This window comes from Citrobacter sp. 506 (genome assembly GCF_050434985.1).
GTDB classification, from domain to species: domain Bacteria; phylum Pseudomonadota; class Gammaproteobacteria; order Enterobacterales; family Enterobacteriaceae; genus Citrobacter; species Citrobacter braakii.
Genome location: NZ_JBNDJN010000001.1, coordinates 2,015,631 through 2,032,843, shown reverse-complemented (window position 1 = coordinate 2,032,843; position 17,213 = coordinate 2,015,631). Strand labels below are relative to the sequence as shown.

15 protein-coding genes and 1 tRNA gene are annotated in these 17,213 nt (G+C 45.4%); all 16 read left to right on the top strand.

The window, feature by feature from the left end; all coding sequences use genetic code 11:
• Positions 1-231 precede the first annotated feature (231 nt).
• The 16 genes from proB to ABIE10_RS09830 all read left to right on the top strand — a co-directional run bounded on the left by proB (position 232) and on the right by ABIE10_RS09830 (position 16,828).
• A complete protein-coding gene (proB, locus tag ABIE10_RS09905; RefSeq protein ID WP_003031373.1) occupies positions 232-1,335 on the top strand; it encodes a glutamate 5-kinase in 1,104 nt (367 codons plus the stop codon).
• 11 nt (positions 1,336-1,346) lie between these two features.
• The gene (proA, locus tag ABIE10_RS09900) at positions 1,347-2,600 is read left to right on the top strand and encodes a glutamate-5-semialdehyde dehydrogenase (RefSeq protein WP_016151868.1); all 1,254 of its coding nucleotides are present in this window, start codon (positions 1,347-1,349) and stop codon (positions 2,598-2,600) included.
• A gap of 281 nt (positions 2,601-2,881) precedes the next feature.
• Positions 2,882-3,601, top strand: coding sequence for a Crp/Fnr family transcriptional regulator (locus ABIE10_RS09895; RefSeq protein WP_200046308.1), 720 nt, complete (start codon positions 2,882-2,884; stop codon positions 3,599-3,601).
• Positions 3,602-4,196: 595 nt separating this feature from the next.
• Positions 4,197-4,784: a common pilus major fimbrillin subunit EcpA gene (ecpA, locus tag ABIE10_RS09890; RefSeq protein WP_046276283.1), complete on the top strand. Its 588-nt coding sequence runs from the start codon at positions 4,197-4,199 to the stop codon at positions 4,782-4,784.
• 53 nt (positions 4,785-4,837) lie between these two features.
• A complete protein-coding gene (locus ABIE10_RS09885; protein WP_046276284.1) occupies positions 4,838-5,515 on the top strand; it encodes a hypothetical protein in 678 nt (225 codons plus the stop codon).
• A 47-nt stretch (positions 5,516-5,562) separates the two neighbouring features.
• Positions 5,563-8,055 (top strand): CS1-pili formation C-terminal domain-containing protein, encoded by a 2,493-nt coding sequence (locus ABIE10_RS09880; protein ID WP_200051296.1) that lies wholly within the window; start codon positions 5,563-5,565, stop codon positions 8,053-8,055.
• Between the two features lie 4 nt (positions 8,056-8,059).
• On the top strand, positions 8,060-9,676 hold the full coding sequence (locus ABIE10_RS09875; RefSeq protein WP_429155443.1) for a fimbrial protein: 1,617 nt from the start codon (positions 8,060-8,062) through the stop codon (positions 9,674-9,676).
• Entirely contained in the window at positions 9,673-10,368 is a 696-nt protein-coding gene (locus ABIE10_RS09870) for a fimbria/pilus periplasmic chaperone (RefSeq protein WP_047417050.1), read from the top strand. Before ABIE10_RS09875 ends, ABIE10_RS09870 begins: the two co-directional genes overlap by 4 nt.
• Before the next feature lie 144 nt (positions 10,369-10,512).
• A complete protein-coding gene (locus ABIE10_RS09865; protein ID WP_429155440.1) occupies positions 10,513-11,244 on the top strand; it encodes a winged helix-turn-helix domain-containing protein in 732 nt (243 codons plus the stop codon).
• On the top strand, positions 11,219-11,692 hold the full coding sequence (locus ABIE10_RS09860) for a hypothetical protein (RefSeq protein WP_131405640.1): 474 nt from the start codon (positions 11,219-11,221) through the stop codon (positions 11,690-11,692). The genes ABIE10_RS09865 and ABIE10_RS09860 overlap by 26 nt, the downstream gene beginning before the upstream one ends.
• A 342-nt stretch (positions 11,693-12,034) precedes the next feature.
• Positions 12,035-13,483 carry an EAL domain-containing protein gene (locus ABIE10_RS09855; protein ID WP_429155439.1) on the top strand — a complete coding sequence of 483 codons (1,449 nt, stop codon included), beginning with the start codon at positions 12,035-12,037 and terminating at the stop codon, positions 13,481-13,483.
• A 313-nt stretch (positions 13,484-13,796) separates the two neighbouring features.
• A complete protein-coding gene (locus ABIE10_RS09850; RefSeq protein ID WP_249415033.1) occupies positions 13,797-14,141 on the top strand; it encodes a methyltransferase family protein in 345 nt (114 codons plus the stop codon).
• Between the two features lie 165 nt (positions 14,142-14,306).
• Positions 14,307-14,382, top strand: a tRNA-Thr gene (locus tag ABIE10_RS09845).
• Between the two features lie 164 nt (positions 14,383-14,546).
• Positions 14,547-15,728, top strand: coding sequence for a tyrosine-type recombinase/integrase (locus tag ABIE10_RS09840; RefSeq protein WP_003838768.1), 1,182 nt, complete (start codon positions 14,547-14,549; stop codon positions 15,726-15,728).
• Between the two features lie 3 nt (positions 15,729-15,731).
• Entirely contained in the window at positions 15,732-16,520 is a 789-nt protein-coding gene (locus ABIE10_RS09835) for a hypothetical protein (protein WP_003838766.1), read from the top strand.
• A gap of 107 nt (positions 16,521-16,627) precedes the next feature.
• Positions 16,628-16,828, top strand: a complete 201-nt coding sequence (locus ABIE10_RS09830; protein WP_000507057.1) for a helix-turn-helix transcriptional regulator — start codon at positions 16,628-16,630, stop codon at positions 16,826-16,828.
• Positions 16,829-17,213 lie beyond the last annotated feature (385 nt).

Here is a 17,213-nt window from a genome sequence, read left to right as displayed (position 1 = left end):
ACAGGAGGGTTTTTAACGTCTGGTAATGAACGTTTTATGACAAAGTAAGAATATTTTTAAAAAAGGATGTTTTTTTGTTTCTGTAATAAATGCGTCAAAATCTGCCGCTACGCTTGCTGATCCTGCGCAATAAAATTTCATGCTTTGTGCGCTGGTTGTTGGCAACCGGGGCCAGTCCTGCTAAAACGTTCGTTTGATATCATTTTCCCCAATTTTGAATGGCAGAGAATCATGAGTGACAGCCAGACGCTGGTGGTAAAACTTGGCACCAGTGTGTTAACGGGCGGATCGCGCCGCCTGAACCGCGCCCATATCGTAGAACTGGTTCGCCAGTGTGCGCAGCTCCATGCCGCAGGGCATCGTATTGTTATCGTTACCTCGGGCGCGATTGCCGCCGGACGTGAGCATCTGGGTTACCCTGAGCTCCCGGCAACGATAGCCTCGAAACAGCTGTTGGCGGCGGTAGGGCAGAGCCGATTGATTCAACTATGGGAACAGTTGTTCTCGATTTACGGTATTCACATCGGACAGATGCTGCTAACGCGTGCGGATATGGAAGACAGAGAGCGTTTCCTTAACGCCCGCGATACGCTACGCGCGCTGCTGGATAACAACATCGTTCCTGTCATTAATGAGAACGACGCCGTAGCGACCGCCGAAATTAAAGTCGGTGATAACGACAACCTTTCAGCGCTGGCGGCGATTCTGGCCGGGGCCGATAAGCTGCTGCTGCTGACCGATCAGCAAGGGCTGTTTACCGCCGATCCGCGCACCAACCCGCAGGCTGAGCTGATCAAAGACGTTCACGGTATTGATGATGCGCTGCGCGCCATTGCCGGTGATAGCGTCTCGGGTCTGGGAACCGGCGGTATGGGGACTAAACTGCAGGCCGCTGATGTTGCATGCCGCGCCGGGATTGACACCATTATTGCCGCAGGCAGCAAGCCGGGCGTAATTGGCGACGTGATGGAAGGCGTCTCCGTTGGGACGCGTTTCCATGCACAGGCCTCTCCGCTGGAGAATCGTAAACGCTGGATCTTCGGCGCACCGCCAGCCGGGGAAATTACCGTTGATGAGGGTGCGACCGCAGCGATTCTGGAGCGTGGCAGTTCATTACTGCCAAAAGGCATTAAAAGCGTGACAGGCAACTTCTCTCGTGGTGAAGTGATCCGCATCTGCAATCTCGAAGGGCGCGATATTGCCCACGGCGTTACCCGCTATAACAGCGATGCGCTGCGCCGTATTGCCGGACATCACTCACAACAGATCGACACCATCCTGGGCTACGAATACGGTCCGGTTGCTGTCCATCGCGACGACATGATTACCCGTTAAGGAACAGGCATATGCTGGAACAAATGGGCATTGCTGCCAAAGCTGCGTCATACAAGCTGGCGCTGCTCTCCAGTCGCGAAAAAAACCGCGTACTGGAAACGATTGCTGATGAGCTGGAAGCGCAAACGGAAAGCATCCTCAGCGCGAACGTACAAGATGTTGAGCAAGCGCGAGCCAACGGCCTGAGCGAAGCGATGCTCGACCGCCTGGCGCTGACTCCGGCGCGTCTGAAAGCGATTGCCGACGATGTGCGTCAGGTATGTAATCTCGCCGACCCGGTCGGGCAGGTGATTGACGGCGGTCTGCTGGATAGCGGCCTGCGTCTCGAACGTCGTCGCGTTCCGCTGGGCGTGATTGGCGTGATTTATGAAGCGCGTCCAAATGTCACCGTTGACGTGGCTTCCCTGTGCCTGAAAACCGGTAATGCGGCGATCCTGCGCGGTGGGAAAGAGACGTACCGGACGAATGCGGCAACCGTGGCGGTTATCCAAAAGGCGCTGGAAGCCTGTGGTTTACCCGCTGCAGCCGTGCAGTCGATAGATAACCCGGACCGAGCGCTGGTCGCTGAAATGCTGCGTATGGATAAGTACATTGATATGCTGATCCCTCGCGGTGGCGCGGGTCTGCATAAGCTGTGCCGTGAGCAGTCGACTATCCCGGTCATCACCGGCGGCATTGGGGTTTGTCATATTTATGTTGATGATAGCGCGGAGATCGACCCGGCGCTGAAGATTATCGTCAACGCCAAAACCCAGCGACCGAGCACCTGTAACACCGTAGAAACCCTGCTGGTGCATCAGGATATCGCTGCGCGTTTTCTGCCTGCGCTGAGCCAGCAGATGGCACAAAGCGGCGTCACGCTGCATGCCGACGACACCGCGCTGGCCACATTGCAGGCAGGGCCCGCTAACGTGGTTGCGGTGAAAGCCGAAGAGTATGACGACGAGTTTCTGTCGTTGGATCTGAACGTTAAAATCGTTACCGATCTGGACGATGCTATCACCCACATTCGCGAGCATGGGACCCAGCATTCCGATGCCATCCTGACGCGCACCCTGCGTAACGCCGATCGTTTCGTGAATGAAGTGGACTCTTCTGCCGTGTACGTTAACGCCTCTACTCGTTTTACCGATGGCGGCCAGTTCGGACTGGGGGCGGAAGTGGCTGTGAGTACGCAAAAACTGCACGCGCGTGGCCCAATGGGTCTGGAAGCACTGACCACCTATAAGTGGGTTGGCTTCGGTGACGACACGATTCGTGCGTAATTGAAAACGGGCGATGCCATAATAGGTCTATGATTTTCAGGTCTGTTAAGGCATTGCTCGGTTAATTCTACTCTTTACCCCGCTACCGCATTTGTTTTCTATCCTGTGTTTTATCATCATCCGCATCAGTCTGGTTTTTAGCCATGTGCTCCCCGGCGTCGAAAAGGCGACGTATCACAGAATTTTCCCTACCAGCATGAATTTTCTGGGTCTGCGGCTCACGTATTGTTCCTATGGTCCAATCTATTAGAATCAGTCTCATTTTTATGAGGAGTCGTTGCGTGAAATCGGATATTCACAAACATAGCATTCCTGTTGTGCCACTCGGCAACCCGTTTCCCCCCCGCCATTGTTCACTGTGTCCAAAGGGAGCGGCGATTGATCGTGATAATCAATACCGATTAATAGACAAAAGAAGGAAGTTTAAAGCGGGGGAGATACTCGCCCGGCAGGATGGAGCCGCGGACATGCTTTTTGTTATTCACGAGGGGTACTGCACGTCCAGCGTGGAATGTGGTGATAACGATTTTATCAGTCGCTTTTATGTTCCGGGAGATATCATGGCGCTGGATGCCGTTGAGGGGGGTAAGTATCTGACAACGATCAAGGCTGCAACGGCTGCGGAGGTATGTCATATCGATATTGCGCGGTTGTTCAAGGCAGCAGAAAAGGAGCCGTCGGTTGCAGCGGCAGTCATCAAGTTTCTCTGCAGGGACAATGGATTCATTGTTGAAAAACTACGGCGTTATGCCAATAAAAATGCTGAGGCCAGAATCGCTGCTTTCCTCGTGGAGTTTTACGAAATGCATTTACGTATTGGCAGGCCTGAAACGACGCTTCGCTTGCCATTCTCGCGGGAGGAAATTGCCAGTTATCTCGATCTTAAAATTGAAACCGTTAGCCGCTCATTAAAATCCCTCGAACATCAAAAGTTGATTAGCTTACATCGGGTCCGTACGGTAACAATTAATAGTTATTTGGGATTAAAAGGTTTCAGCTAACCCTATCTTTGCCGTGCGCTATTTATCTCTTGATATTCCAGGAATATTCATTTTATATGGAAAATTCCTGGTTTTATTTATGTGGAATAATTATCAATTCGAATGATAATCCTACAGGCTTGCGCTATTTTTATAAGAATATTCCCCCTTAAATAAATATTTCATGAGAATTTTCTTGTGAAGTTAAAAAATTAGCATAATTGCAACAAATAATAAGCATTATAGAGAGAGTATGTGGATGTTAATTATCTTTATGTTTTTTAAGGGTTTTACTCCTGGGCTATTTGTATGATCTTTTTGATATTTATCAAAAACTTAAAAAAGATGAATTGTTTGGTTTTTATTGTTTGTGTGGATAATAATTCTAAAAATGTACATATTTTAAGTAATTATATCTTAGGAAACTTCTTAGATAATGTTTTTTATAGGAAAATTCTTAGTTTTTTGTAATTTTTACGTTTTAGGGTTTGTTGAGATGTTACTTAATCCAAATGATAATTTTCTGGCGCGGCAATTCTGGCTCGCAATTAATGGAACCGCTGGAGTGACTTAATAATAAGACTCGGTGGTGAGTTTGTTCTTAGGAGAAGATAAAATGAAAAAAATATTATTAGTAACATCTCTGGCTTCTGTATTTGTTGCAGCAAATGCAATGGCAGATGTTACTGCTTCTGCAACAGCCTCGTGGGACGCGACGGCAACGAAAGATACCACCAGCATGTTGGTTGTCACCCCGCTGAACTCTTTAACTTTCCAGTATGCTGAAGGGCTGAATGCCTTCAACTCTCAGGACGGTGCTTTTGATGTGACGATTCAGGGTCAGGAGACGGCAACTGATTTTGAACTGACTGCTCAGATTATTAGTAACACTCTGATCAACGCCAGTGGTGATGCTTCTACCCTGAACGTAGGGGTGGCATGGAATGGCACTGCGCTGACTAATTCATCAGATACTGTCCTTGTTAACTCCAGCTCCACTTCTGGTCTTGAAAGCTTGATGGCTGATGGCGCTTATAACGGTGCCGATCGTGTCAGCGATCAATCCAACTTCAAATTCACCATCGCGTCAGCGACTTCTGATGGTAGTCAGACAGTAGCAGATTACTCTGCACTGCCAGACGGCTATTGGACTGGCGATGTAAAAGTACAGTTCAATGCAACCTGGACGACTCCGTCTGCCTAAGTAATAAAAAATTCGGGAGAATTTGTTCTCCCGAATTTATCAGGAATGGTGTCATGAAAAAATATTTACCGGCAGCGATGTTGGTAGGGTTAGTAGCATCTTTTCCCGGATGGGCAATTAATGTTGGTGAAATCACATCGATCATGACTTCTGCTGAGAGTTCATTATCGAAAGAAATTATCAATACGACAGATGCGGCGCGTTATGTCAGTGTTTCGGTAAAACAATTGTCATCACCTTTGGCGGGGGGAATCGAAATAAAGCCCGTTAATTCCGGAGAATTACTCTCTACACCTGCCAATCTTATTCTTCCAGGTCAGGCGAAGGATGTTTTTCGTTTCTTTTATAAAGGACCTGCAGATGATGTCGAGCGTTATTATCGTCTGCAATGGATAGATGAGCCGGTCACCGAGAGCGCGGAAACCCGGGCGAATAAAATGGCTGTTGCAACAGCGTCGGCTGAAATTGGCACTATCCTGGTAGTCGCGCCGCGCAAGGAGCGTTTTGAATATAGCCGAAATGGCGATGTTATTACCAATACCGGCAATGTTTCGTTTCGTGTGATCGCCTATGGGGCTTGTAAAGATAAGGCTCGCGATCGGGGACGAGGCTGTCGCGAACGTTATTACATTATGCCGGGTACAAAAATAAAATTACAGTTTACCGACATTAGTAATAGCCGTTCACGCATCGGTATCTGGCACGGTAAGCAGTTTATTACAGTGAAGTGATGGTCAATAGCAGGGATAAATAAAATTACCGGAATGTAAGGATGCAGATGACAACAACAAATATTGTCGGCGGTAGCATTTGTCTTTTTCTTGCGCTGACACCAGGATTTTCACATGCAGCCCCAGTAAAAGTGGGTAATTACGTTATCCCCAGCGCTTTCGCCCGTTCACTGGAGCAGGGAATGACGGTGCCGGTATATATTCGTTACAACGAGACTGACGAGAAAAGTCAGCAAAAAGTTGCCGATGCGGTGATTTCCCTTATTGATGGCAATATTACAGTTAAAGCCCTGACTCTTGCTGAATTGCCCAATAATGCCGTGTTATCTGGAAAAACCCGCGCGCTGGTGGAAAAAATTCGTGATGTGAAGTTTCACGATAACACCAATATCGAGCTATCGAATGATGCACGTCTGCAACTCAACGTCTCCTCATTTCATCTGGAGATGATTGTCAGCAAAGATGCGTTAACTGAAGCGATTGTCGCACGCAGCAGCCTGCTTGGACCTTCCAGCGTGGAGACTCTCTCTAACGTCCTGAACTATAACTTTGGCACCTACTACAACGATTATCATAACGGCAGCAGTACCCGCAGCTATCTGACGATGGACAATACAACATCGCTGCGTGAACACCATGTCAACATTAACGGTTCGTTCTACGGCATAGGCGACAGCAACAGCACCAGTAAACTCTATCGCGCGATGTATGAGCGTGATTATGACGGATATCGACTGGCGCTCGGGATGCTCGACACCTGGAATGTCCAGTCTATTGCCAGCCTGAATGCGCTGAATGGTGGGAAAATTTACGGCGTAAGCTACGGAAACAAAGGAAGTACGGTTGTTGAGAATACCTCGCTTTCGCTCACGCCAATTACCGTATTTTTGCCAGCCGCTGGCGAGGTTCATGTATTTCGTGACGGGCGTTTGCTCAGCGTACAGAACTTTAATATGGGCAGTTATGAAATTGATACCAGTCGTTTCCCGTATGGTGTTTATGACGTCACGGTAGATATCGTGGTCAATGGCCGGACAATTAATAGTCGTATCAGTCGGGTTAATAAAATCTTTGCCCGCCAGCAGGCTGCCGGAATTGATCAGCTCTCATGGCAACTGTTTGGTGGCTCACTGGATTATGACCGTGTGAGTTATAAGCGAAACCACTATCAGGATTTAGGCAATGAGCAGACCTGGATTGCCGGCGGTGCCGCATCGGTGACGCTGGCGATATTGTCGGGGCTGGGCCTGAAATCTACGCTCTACGGTTTTGGCAACAATACGGTTAATGAAACGGATGTTACGCTCAATGTGAATGAATACGTAAGCATTGGCAATCAGACGCTGGTAGCGAACGATTCGTCATGGCGAAACATCAGTAATATCAATCTCAATATCCCCGAGGGATATGGTTCCCTTTGGGCATCTCGTGAAGACAGTAAAATTGGCGACCGTCTGCCCATGCAGGAGCGTGACAATTATTCCATTGGTGGCACTCTTAACCTCGGGAAGTTTATTCCTCACGGCGGCTCGCTTACCGTGAGCCAGACGGAGAATCGCTACTCGGGAAATAAATACCGTAACCTGGACTACAGCACGAACCTTTATTCAGGCAAGTATGCCACGGTTGGGTTGCGCGCAGGTATTCAGCGTTATTACTACAACAACCGGAATGACGATGGGCGACAGGAACGTTATGTCAGCCTGGATTTATCGTTGCCGTTGGCGTCCTGGATGAGCATGGGCGTCTCCCGGGATCGCTATGGCAGCACTCAGGGTAATCTCAGCGCGCGCAAGCAGTATGCTGAAGGCCCCATTAAATCGGTCGGATTGTCGGCTTCGACACGCCTGAGTGGCGAGCAGTATTACGACAATAATTACTCGGTAAACGGCAATCTGAGTTATGACACGAAATATAACGCCGGCACCGTATCGGTAACGCGTTCTGCGGACAACTCCACCAATATGAACTTCTCTTCTCAAGGTTCCCTGGCGTGGGCAGGAAAAGATTTCGGTCTGAGTAAAGAGAGGCAAAGGTCAGGCATTATTGTGAAAACCGATTTGACCGGCGAAGGGAAACTGGCTGCGAAGATTAATAACCGAAATTATCTTCTCAGCGGTAAATCAAATTTCATTGCACTGCCGCCTTATGCTCAGTACAAGCTGGAGATCCTCAATGATAAAAACTCTGAAGACAGCTTTGATATTGTTTCAGGGCGCAAACAGGAACTGACGCTATATCCGGGTAACGTGGGTGTTATCAACCCTGAAGTGAAAAGTATGGTCACCGTATTCGGGCGTATTCGTTATCCCGATGGGCAGTTAGCTGCAAACACCGATATTCATAATCACATCGGTAAAACGCGTACGGATGAAAAAGGGGAGTTTGCTATCGATATCGATAAGAAGTATCCAGTCATCACGTTAATTTCAGCCAATGGCAGCCTATGCGAAGCCGATCTCGATTTGGAAAAAGCACGCGGCGCAGCGTGGGTTGGTGATGTGAAATGTGCCACGCAAACCACGATGGCGCAGAGGTAATAAAATGAAAGTATTAATTAAAGTAGCTACTGTAATCTGTGCCGTGGGGAGTTTCACGCCTGAGCCTGCTTTGGCTTTAAATGCAGTATCTTCCGGCTCAGTCAGTAATAACTATTTGTTTATTGAAAATGCCATTGATAGTGAATACTTTATCACCCCCTCCGCACTCGATCCGCGTTTCAGCGGGTCAAACACGTGGATAAAATACGGTACCTCTCAGGTGAGTCTCGGGTATTTAGGTTTTGTCATCTGGACTGCGCCAGGAAATTATTATCAGGACATGTGGATTGATAATTCCCCGATTAACGGGCCTTTTCGGGGGATCCGTTGTTATAGCGGCAGCCAGTGTCCATCAACTGGATTTATTGCCGGGCAAGGCACTGATAAAAACGGTTTTTATCATGCGCAGGTGGGATCTGTCGCAGGTGTTATTGGTGGCGCCTACGGATTCGCTTCCCTGACGGATACTGCCTATGAGTACTTTCGCAATGTGCCTACCGGTAGCAGCGAAACCTATGTGTTCAACCGTTGTTATACTTCCGTAGATTATGATTATTCTTCCGGGCAACGTTGCAAAGATCAATCGAAAGGATTATGGAATTACGTCAATTATACGTTAACCAAACGTGGTCATCTGTCACTGGTATCGACTAATGCATTTCAGGAACTTTGGGTTGCCAGCGACGGTACGCCGAGCATCACCAAAGACTCTGGTTATTGCGAGCTTGGCGTGGTAGGCAGCGAAGACGGCGTGATTTGCAAAATGGTAAATTATAACCTGCAACAAACCGCCAATCTGACCGCCTCTCTGACGTTTCGCGCTTATGTCGACACGGCGATGCTTGGTTTTACGCCTGGACCGGCCACCGTGAAATACTCCGGGAATGGTTCAAACTGGTATAACTATGGTACTTCAACTGCTTATTACAACGTTTTCACGACCTCTGGAGAGTACATATATATTTTTCTGTCAAAAGTATTCCTGAAAAAACTCGTCGATTCAGGAATCAGCATTACTAACACTCAACCGTTTACCTTCGGTTTTTATAATGGCTTAACACCTGAGTCAGGGCACTACCAGTTTACGCCTTCGCTACAGATCAATATTGTGCCGAAGGAGTATGGGATCAGTATCGTCTCTTCAAACAACACCGCTTCTGCGAGCGGCAGTGGCACGATTGGCGACGCCGCTCCTATAGAAATAGATTACACCGTGACAGTCTCCGGTCCTCGTCAGGCTGATAGCATTACCGCGCAAGTTATCGGAGAAAGTACGACAATAAACAGTGTGCCTTACTGTCTGTTTACCTCCCCTCAAGGCGGGCTGTCAGTCCCAATCCCCGCCTTTCTGCAGTACAACAGTCAGTCGGGGGGCGTGGTGAAGAAACGAAATAGCTGTATTGAAGCAGCAATCAATATGAGCGATGCGCAGTGGCAACAGACGCCCTGGGACGCAAATAACAATGACGATGGAAGCTATTATGCTACTGATTTGAAACTGCTTTTCCCAATGAATGATTCACGGTCGATGTTAACTGTTTCCGGAACAGATTGGGAAGGTGTCGTCAGTGCCAGTGGAGAGATAAAAGTCACGGCGAATTGGGTGGGAGTGACGCCATGAACCGCTGCCGTTTGGTGTTTAGATGGGTATTTATCTTACTTTCCGGGTTGACTATATTCTCCGCACAGGCTGTCTACCTGGAGTCGACCATTTATGAGATGCCATCGGATAAATCATTTATCAGCAAACGGATCTATAACGATAGCCAGAAACAGAATTTGTACAGTATTGGCGCAGTAAAAATTGATAAGCCTGGACCGGGAGGTGAAAACAGAAGTGCCATTGCTGAAGGCGAACTTCTGTTTACGCCGCTGAATTTTTCACTGGCTCCGCAGGCGAGTGAGTTTTTTAAGATTTTCTACCGTGGACCGCAGGATGATAAAGAACGCTATTACCGAATTCTGTTTCGTGAAATGCCGATAACGCTGTTTACCGAGCGTAATCAAGGGAAAGGAGGGCAGGCTCTCCCGGTGATCGCTATGGACACCATATTGGTTGTTCGCCCGAGAAAAATGAATCTGGCCTACACCATTGATGAGGCAAACGGAACACTGAAAAACACCGGGAATACTTTTTTTAAAATCATCGTACACCTGGGGTGCAACTCAACCGATGATGAAGCCACCATGCGTTATGTGTTGCCGGGTGAAACCTGGCGTAGTAGCGAATTGAAATCAAAAAACCGGAAATTTATCGTTGCATTGCAGAAATACATACCAGTAGGTCAGGGGTGCTTCAAACTCAATCAATAGTAAGCATTAATTCTGATCCGATATGTCATGGTTAGATATCGAACCTATACTGTAACTGTCTTTATACAATGCAGTAATCAGCTCGGCACAGATGAAATTTTAGTCATTTGCACTCAACGTCACGGTAATTAAGAGTCAGGTAGTATGAACAGTATAATTAATGAACAGGTTGAGTATGATTCCACCAGAAAAAGCCTGAAACATCGCGATACGACAATAATTCTTTCGGCATCTACCGCGAGACTACTTGAGCTATTCATTGCCCATAAAAATCAACAAGTCCACCGCGAGTTTATCATTGAAGAAGTGTGGAAAAAGCATGGCATGGCCCCATCGGGTCATAGTCTTAATAAAAACATCAGTATTTTGCGAAAAGCATTTAGTGAGCTGGGGGCGGGTAATCCCATTGAAACGCTGCCCCGGCAGGGATTTTTGTTCCATGCTTCGATCAGCGGTGAATCGTCATCTTCCTGTGAAGATGAAACTGTGCGTTCGGTAACTGAGACGGTGAACTCATCCGTAAGACCAAAACGTAAAAATATTATTCTTTTCATTTTATTATTTGCATTTCTTGGAAGCGCCATATTTATCTTTTCAGCTCTTAATTCAAGAACCAAAAATTTTATCTATATCAGGGCAATAGATGATTGTGAACTTTATACTGCCGATGACAATAATGCTGATAAAACAAAAGCATTTTTATCTTCTGATATGTGGCGAAAAGTAAATGCGGCTTGTCATGATGGCAAGAAAACAATTGTTTTTTATGATGATAATAATTTATCAGCCGGCAATGATCTTAGAGTGAATTTGCTTGGGGTTTGTACGTTAGAGAAAGGAGGGGTTGTCCGTGAATGTGAAAATTTTGTTTATTAGTGGGGCAATCTTTCTTGCAGCGATAACAGCATATTTTTTATATCGCCATCAAGAACCTGAGACGCTGACCTGCTCGGCAAAAACTTACCTGCATCTGGAGGCGCAAACTCAGGGGGTAAAAATTGAAGGTGAAGTTCTGCTGGTTTTTCGTATTTCTTCTGCTACCGAAGGGCGGGTATCTCAGGTAGGAAGCCTCAATATTCAGGGTGAAAATTATGCTGTAGATCGTAATGTTATCCTGAATTTTATTGGTAAAGATCGTGATGGTTACCTGCAGACCCGTCGTGTAGCTATTGTTAAAAATAAAAATGATAATGTTCCTGATGACGTTACCGAACAACTCATGTCACGACAGGAAATTTTTTATTATAAGATCATCCATATCGCCAAAAATGTCTATGCGATCAGAGATCTGCGACGTACGTTAATGGTTTGTCGGGCAGCATAAGTAACAATAATATGTTATCCTTACGGTTTTAGTAGTTTTATATTTTGTCGTTTTTAGTGTTCGTGGTTTTTTATTTTGTCTTACAGTGAAAATGAGCAATAGGATTTGTATTGATGAAGAATTAGGATTTTTCCTTTTTCAATAATTAAAATGGCCTTAACATTTAATGGTAATATTCATATGGATAAGCGTGATTATACATTCTGAAACTGCGTGAGATGACTTATGGATAAAGTTATTTCGCGGACTGCATTGTAATTTCTGGAGGCTAAAGGTGTTGTATATTCTCTCGTGTATAAAACGAGGGACCTGCCATGCCATAAATTTAAGTTGGTGGTAACTATGAATACGAAAAAGGTTTTTCTGCTCAGTTATGATATTTTTCTTTTCTCAGGGATAAAAGCATGGTTGCCAAATCTGGTGTTGGTCGATGCGCGGGCATTTATTTCTGGTTCACAGTCAATTATTCCACGGTATCCATCCTGTTTACTGGTGATCGATAACCGGTTACCATTATTCCAGGTCAGGAAGTGGTTTCAGAGAAATAGCACGCAGTTTATCAATATAAACTGTATTGTTCTTCGGATGAATGAAAACCGTTCTATTAATCGGGGGTACGAGGAGTATGCATTCATTAATGGACGGGAACTATCGGATCAGCTGATTTCTCAGTTGAGAGCCAATCTAATGGCTCCCAATGAGGTTGTGGAAGTCACTAAAGGTTCAGCGATATTTACTTTTCATTTGACTGAGTTTGAAGAGAAAATGCTGTATGCATCTTTCACAAAGGAAAAATTGCACGATTTTTGTCATGCTAACTCGATAACAATTAAGTCAGTGTATCGATATCGGGAACGCATTACCGCTCGTCTGGGATTTTCTCATTTTAATGAAACTATCATTTTTTTAACCAGGAATAATCTATTGCATGAAGGTTCCTTGACGAACAGTCATTCTGGTAAGAATGTAATATACGGCGAAGCATATGATGTCTCAGATTCTGGTCGACTGAGTATGGCAATAAGGAATGAAGAAATCATTCCTTATTTTCAACCCATCGTAAATATCAACGAAGATGTCTGTGGTGTTGAGGTTTTGGCTCGTTGGCCACAGGGGGATAATTATGCTATTTCTCAGCGTGAGTTTATACCGCTGGCTGAAAAATGTGGTTTAATGAATGAGTTAACGAGCTATTTAATGAACGCCGTCGCGCGTAATCTGGTCGACGGAAGCGAGGATTTCAATAAAACTTTATTCGTCTCTTTTAATGTGAGTCCATCAGGTTTAAGTAACCCCGTCTTTTATTGGGAGTGTCTTAATTTTATGGAAATAACGCAAAGGCTACCGATAAAATTGATGATTGAAATAACTGAAAACCAGACTCTCACTATTACTCCTGCAATCAAAGAACTGATACGATCGTTGCGAAACAGAGGGGTTCTGTTTGCTTTAGATGATTTTGGGACGGGATACGCTAACCTTTGTTATCTCAATGAGTTAGACCTGGATGTTATAAAAATTGATAAAACGTTTATCAAAGCGATTAAAGAAGTTGAGCAACATATCCCTATGCTCGAGTCAATCATTCACCTTTCCGAACTCCTGGGGTTACGCATGGTGGCGGAAGGCGTTGAACATGGCTATCAGCAGCAATGGTTGGGGAAAAATAATGTTGATTACCTGCAGGGTTATCAATTTTTACCGCCAGTGACGTTTGATGATTTTATGCGTTACTACAAGCAGTCTTTAGATTTTTTTGAATCAGCGTCGGATTCTACTTTCTCAACGTAAAGCCTTTCGGGAACATCAGGGGCGGATGCCTCTGATGCAGGTTTTTTTGTCGAGGTGAGTACGATAACTCCCGCCTGTCTGGTGAAGGCGATAGCCTGTTGTGAGTGAGGCATCGTTTGTTTATGTATCTAATACGGGGTATTTATAGCGGTATCAGCGTTAATTAAACCGATGCCGAGGTGAGTTCCTGGCCATGCGTCATTTCCTGACAAAATTAAGAGTCTGGTTTCCGCCGCCTCTTATCTTAGTACTTTTTCTCGTTGCGGATGTGCTAACGGCGAGTCCGCGTTTCACATTCGGCGGGGTGAATATCGTGATAAGCACATTGCTGGCCGGCGTCAGTCTGTTGGTGATATTGCATACCGCGTGGCAGATGCGGATGAAACGTACGACCCTGAATCCGCTGCATGCACATAAATCGACCACGCTTGTTACCGGCGGATGTTATGCCTGGAGCCGCAACCCGATCTACCTTGGTATGAGTGGAATCCAGTTGGCCTTTGCTCTTTGCATCGGTAGCCTGACTGGAGTACTGGCTGTACCGGTGTTTATGCTGGCGGTTGCCAGATTGCATATTGATTTTGAAGAGGAACAACTGCGAAAACATTTCGGGCTGGAGTGGGAGCGCTATGAACAACACGTTCGCCGCTGGTTATAGTAATACCCGACCACGTATAAGCATGCCTGTAACGACACGATTCGTGCGTAATTGAAACCGGATGATGCAAAAATAGGCGTTTGATTCGCAAGGCCATTGACGCATCGCCCGGTTAGTTTTAACCTTCTACCCCGTGCTCACATTCGTGGACATGTCCTTTTCAGGGCCGATATAGCTCAGTTGGTAGAGCAGCGCATTCGTAATGCGAAGGTCGTAGGTTCGACTCCTATTATCGGCACCATCCCTTAGTATTTCCAAGTCAACTCAAATCAACAAAACCCTTTAAAAACATAGACATTACGCGATTTTTCGTCATTTGACGTCAACCCCTATCTCTTGAAATCAACATACAATTGGGGGCACAATCGGGGGCATGTTCTGTTCGGTCTAGGAAATGTGCCCCCAATGATGCTGAATGCCCGCAAGGTTGAAGCCGCTAAAGGAAAAGAGAAGAGCTATAAGCTATCTGATGGAGGTGGCCTGTACCTTCAGGTTGAACCTAATGGCTCGCGTTACTGGCGTATGAAGTACCGTTTTGCTGGTAAAGAGAAGCGCTTGTCCTTTGGTGTCTATCCAACAGTCACCCTCGCAGATGCCAGACAAAAACGCGAAGACGCAAAGAAACTACTCGCAGCAGGTGAAGATCCTGGCGAAGTGAAAAAAGCAAAGAAGCATGCTTTAAACGCAGCGATCGAGACACTTAACCCATTCAGAGAAGTGGCGTTAGAGTGGCACAAAATGAAATCTCCCAAATGGTCTGAGGGCTATGCTTCAGACATCATTGAGGCGTTTGAGAAAGACATTTTCCCGCATATTGGACACAGACCTATAGCCGATATTCAGCCCCTAGAACTACTTGAAGTACTGAGGTTGATAGAAGCACGAGGCGCTATGGAGAAAGCGAAGAAAGTCCGTCAGCGATGCGGTGAAGTTTTCCGCTATGCCATCGTAACGGGTAGAGCAATCTACAATCCTGCACCGGATCTTGCCAGTGCGATGCAAGGACATGAAGCAGTCCACTATCCATTCCTCAAAGCCAACGAGCTGCCGGAGTTCTTTACTGCCCTTAACGCTTATTCAGGAAGCCCAATTGTATTGCTGGGGGCACATTTACTTATCCTGACGGGTCTAAGAACAGGAGAGCTAAGAGCAGGTGAGTGGCGTGAGGTGGATTTTGATAATGCGGTGTGGGAGATTCCCAAAGAACGTATGAAAATGCGACGTGCTCATATTGTGCCGCTTTCAAATCAAGCATTAGTCCATCTTGAAACCTTAAAAGAACTGACTGGAAACTATCCTTTGATGTTTCCTGGGCGTAACGATCCAAGTAAGTGCATGAGTGAGGCCAGTATTAATCAGGTCTTTAAGCGTATTGGATATGCTGGCCGTGTTACTGGCCATGGCTTCAGACACACAATGAGCACTATTTTGCATGAAAAAGGCTTCAATAGTGCATGGATTGAAACCCAGCTTGCACATTTGGATAAAAATGCTATTCGCGGGATATACAATCATGCTCAGTATCTTGAGGGGCGTCGGGAAATGATGCAATGGTACAGTGATTTTATTGGTGGAACGGAGTCTTGAGTAATGGCAAATAATACTCTCAAGCTTCATCGAACTCATTATAGCATCAGTGAGACCGCTAAAATATTGGGCTGCGATGAGCAAGATGTTATTTATATTGCGGATGAAAAAGACATTCCATTGTCGCTAAGAATGTGTGGGCGATGGTCTTTTTCAAAGCATAAAGTAAGAGATGTGGACTCCTTTATTCAGAATATAAACTCTTTGAAAAAAGACAAAGATGGTTTCAGTTATATATCTGAGTTTAGTTTGATTAAGATTAACGAAGTTAAAAAAGATAAAAAACTAGTGCTGGCGAGTACAAAAGGCTATTTCCAAATGCCACCAAAAGTTAAAAGTGATTTCGTTTTTTATGAGGGGCAGTTCCCGGAGTACCCATCATTGTTATCTCCTGCTGGTACCACCTATTCTGAAATGGTCAAATATATTCAAATTGACTGGAAAAATGATGATGGGTTTGGATATGAGGGAGATGCGTACCTGGAGCGGGAAGATGTAAAGAAATTGCATCTAATATTAAATGATGATGTTTCTAATGATAAATATAAATCGTTATCAATTGCACAGCAAGAAAGACATGCTACCAAGAGAAATGAGATTCTAAGTGTAGCATTATATCTTTATAAAGAGGATATGGCATACCGAAAGGAAAATGCAGCAGCCCTTGCTGACCTTATCTTTAGTCGGGCTGAGGAATTTTGGCCTGATAAAAAAGAGCCTCCGCTATCACACCCAATTATTAGCAAACTAATATCATCTATATTCAAGAAACCATCATTTACAAAAAATTAACAATTTTGGCGAGTAAGGAGATTTTTCTTACTCGCCTTTTTTATATTTTTGAACGATGTTTTAATCCTCTTCGTTGATATAGATTGATACATAGAGAGGAACTCATTATGGGGTTTACTGATAATCGTCCTTCTGCTGACTCGCTCATTGATATGAAATTCATTACATCTGATTGTCTTTTTACTGATAAATGGATTTATAAACTGATTTCTCTGGGACGTTTTCCTAAACCAATCAAGTTAGGTCGTATGTCCCGATGGCGTGCTGGTGACTACTATGCTTGGCGTGATAGTCATTCTTCAGAGTAAAAACATTAGTATTAGAAGCATTTATGAGGAGTTTATATGAATTACCGTCTACAACCAGCGGGGAGTCAATACATATCCCTTCCAATTAAGAATGAATATGTTTCCGTGTTAGGAAACTATAAAGTAAGTCCGTTTATAGGAACGCAATTTAAGATAGTATGCGTCTATCTGGTCCGGTCTGTATGCTCCAGGATTATCCAGGAAACATCCCTTGCTTCCCGATGCGGCCACATCGTAAGTGCCACCGTTTTGTAGATAATATGTATTATTAGAAACTGGAAGTACTGTTGACCTCACCTGTAGCGTACTGTCGTACGTTACTGATGCGAATACACTCCCCGGTAACAGAAGCAGGGGAATTAACATCCGGAAGGGATTTTTATTT

Bases quoted from the DNA above. Each gene is read 5' to 3' on its own strand.
- proB (WP_003031373.1), top strand. From the start codon at position 232: ATGAGTGACAGCCAGACGCTGGTGGTAAAACTTGGCACCAGTGTGTTA.
- proA (WP_016151868.1), top strand. From the start codon at position 1,347: ATGCTGGAACAAATGGGCATTGCTGCCAAAGCTGCGTCATACAAGCTG.
- ecpA (WP_046276283.1), top strand. From the start codon at position 4,197: ATGAAAAAAATATTATTAGTAACATCTCTGGCTTCTGTATTTGTTGCA.
- ABIE10_RS09885 (WP_046276284.1), top strand. From the start codon at position 4,838: ATGAAAAAATATTTACCGGCAGCGATGTTGGTAGGGTTAGTAGCATCT.
- ABIE10_RS09880 (WP_200051296.1), top strand. From the start codon at position 5,563: ATGACAACAACAAATATTGTCGGCGGTAGCATTTGTCTTTTTCTTGCG.
- ABIE10_RS09875 (WP_429155443.1), top strand. From the start codon at position 8,060: ATGAAAGTATTAATTAAAGTAGCTACTGTAATCTGTGCCGTGGGGAGT.
- ABIE10_RS09870 (WP_047417050.1), top strand. From the start codon at position 9,673: ATGAACCGCTGCCGTTTGGTGTTTAGATGGGTATTTATCTTACTTTCC.
- ABIE10_RS09865 (WP_429155440.1), top strand. From the start codon at position 10,513: ATGAACAGTATAATTAATGAACAGGTTGAGTATGATTCCACCAGAAAA.
- ABIE10_RS09855 (WP_429155439.1), top strand. From the start codon at position 12,035: ATGAATACGAAAAAGGTTTTTCTGCTCAGTTATGATATTTTTCTTTTC.
- ABIE10_RS09840 (WP_003838768.1), top strand. From the start codon at position 14,547: ATGATGCTGAATGCCCGCAAGGTTGAAGCCGCTAAAGGAAAAGAGAAG.
- ABIE10_RS09835 (WP_003838766.1), top strand. From the start codon at position 15,732: ATGGCAAATAATACTCTCAAGCTTCATCGAACTCATTATAGCATCAGT.
- ABIE10_RS09830 (WP_000507057.1), top strand. From the start codon at position 16,628: ATGGGGTTTACTGATAATCGTCCTTCTGCTGACTCGCTCATTGATATG.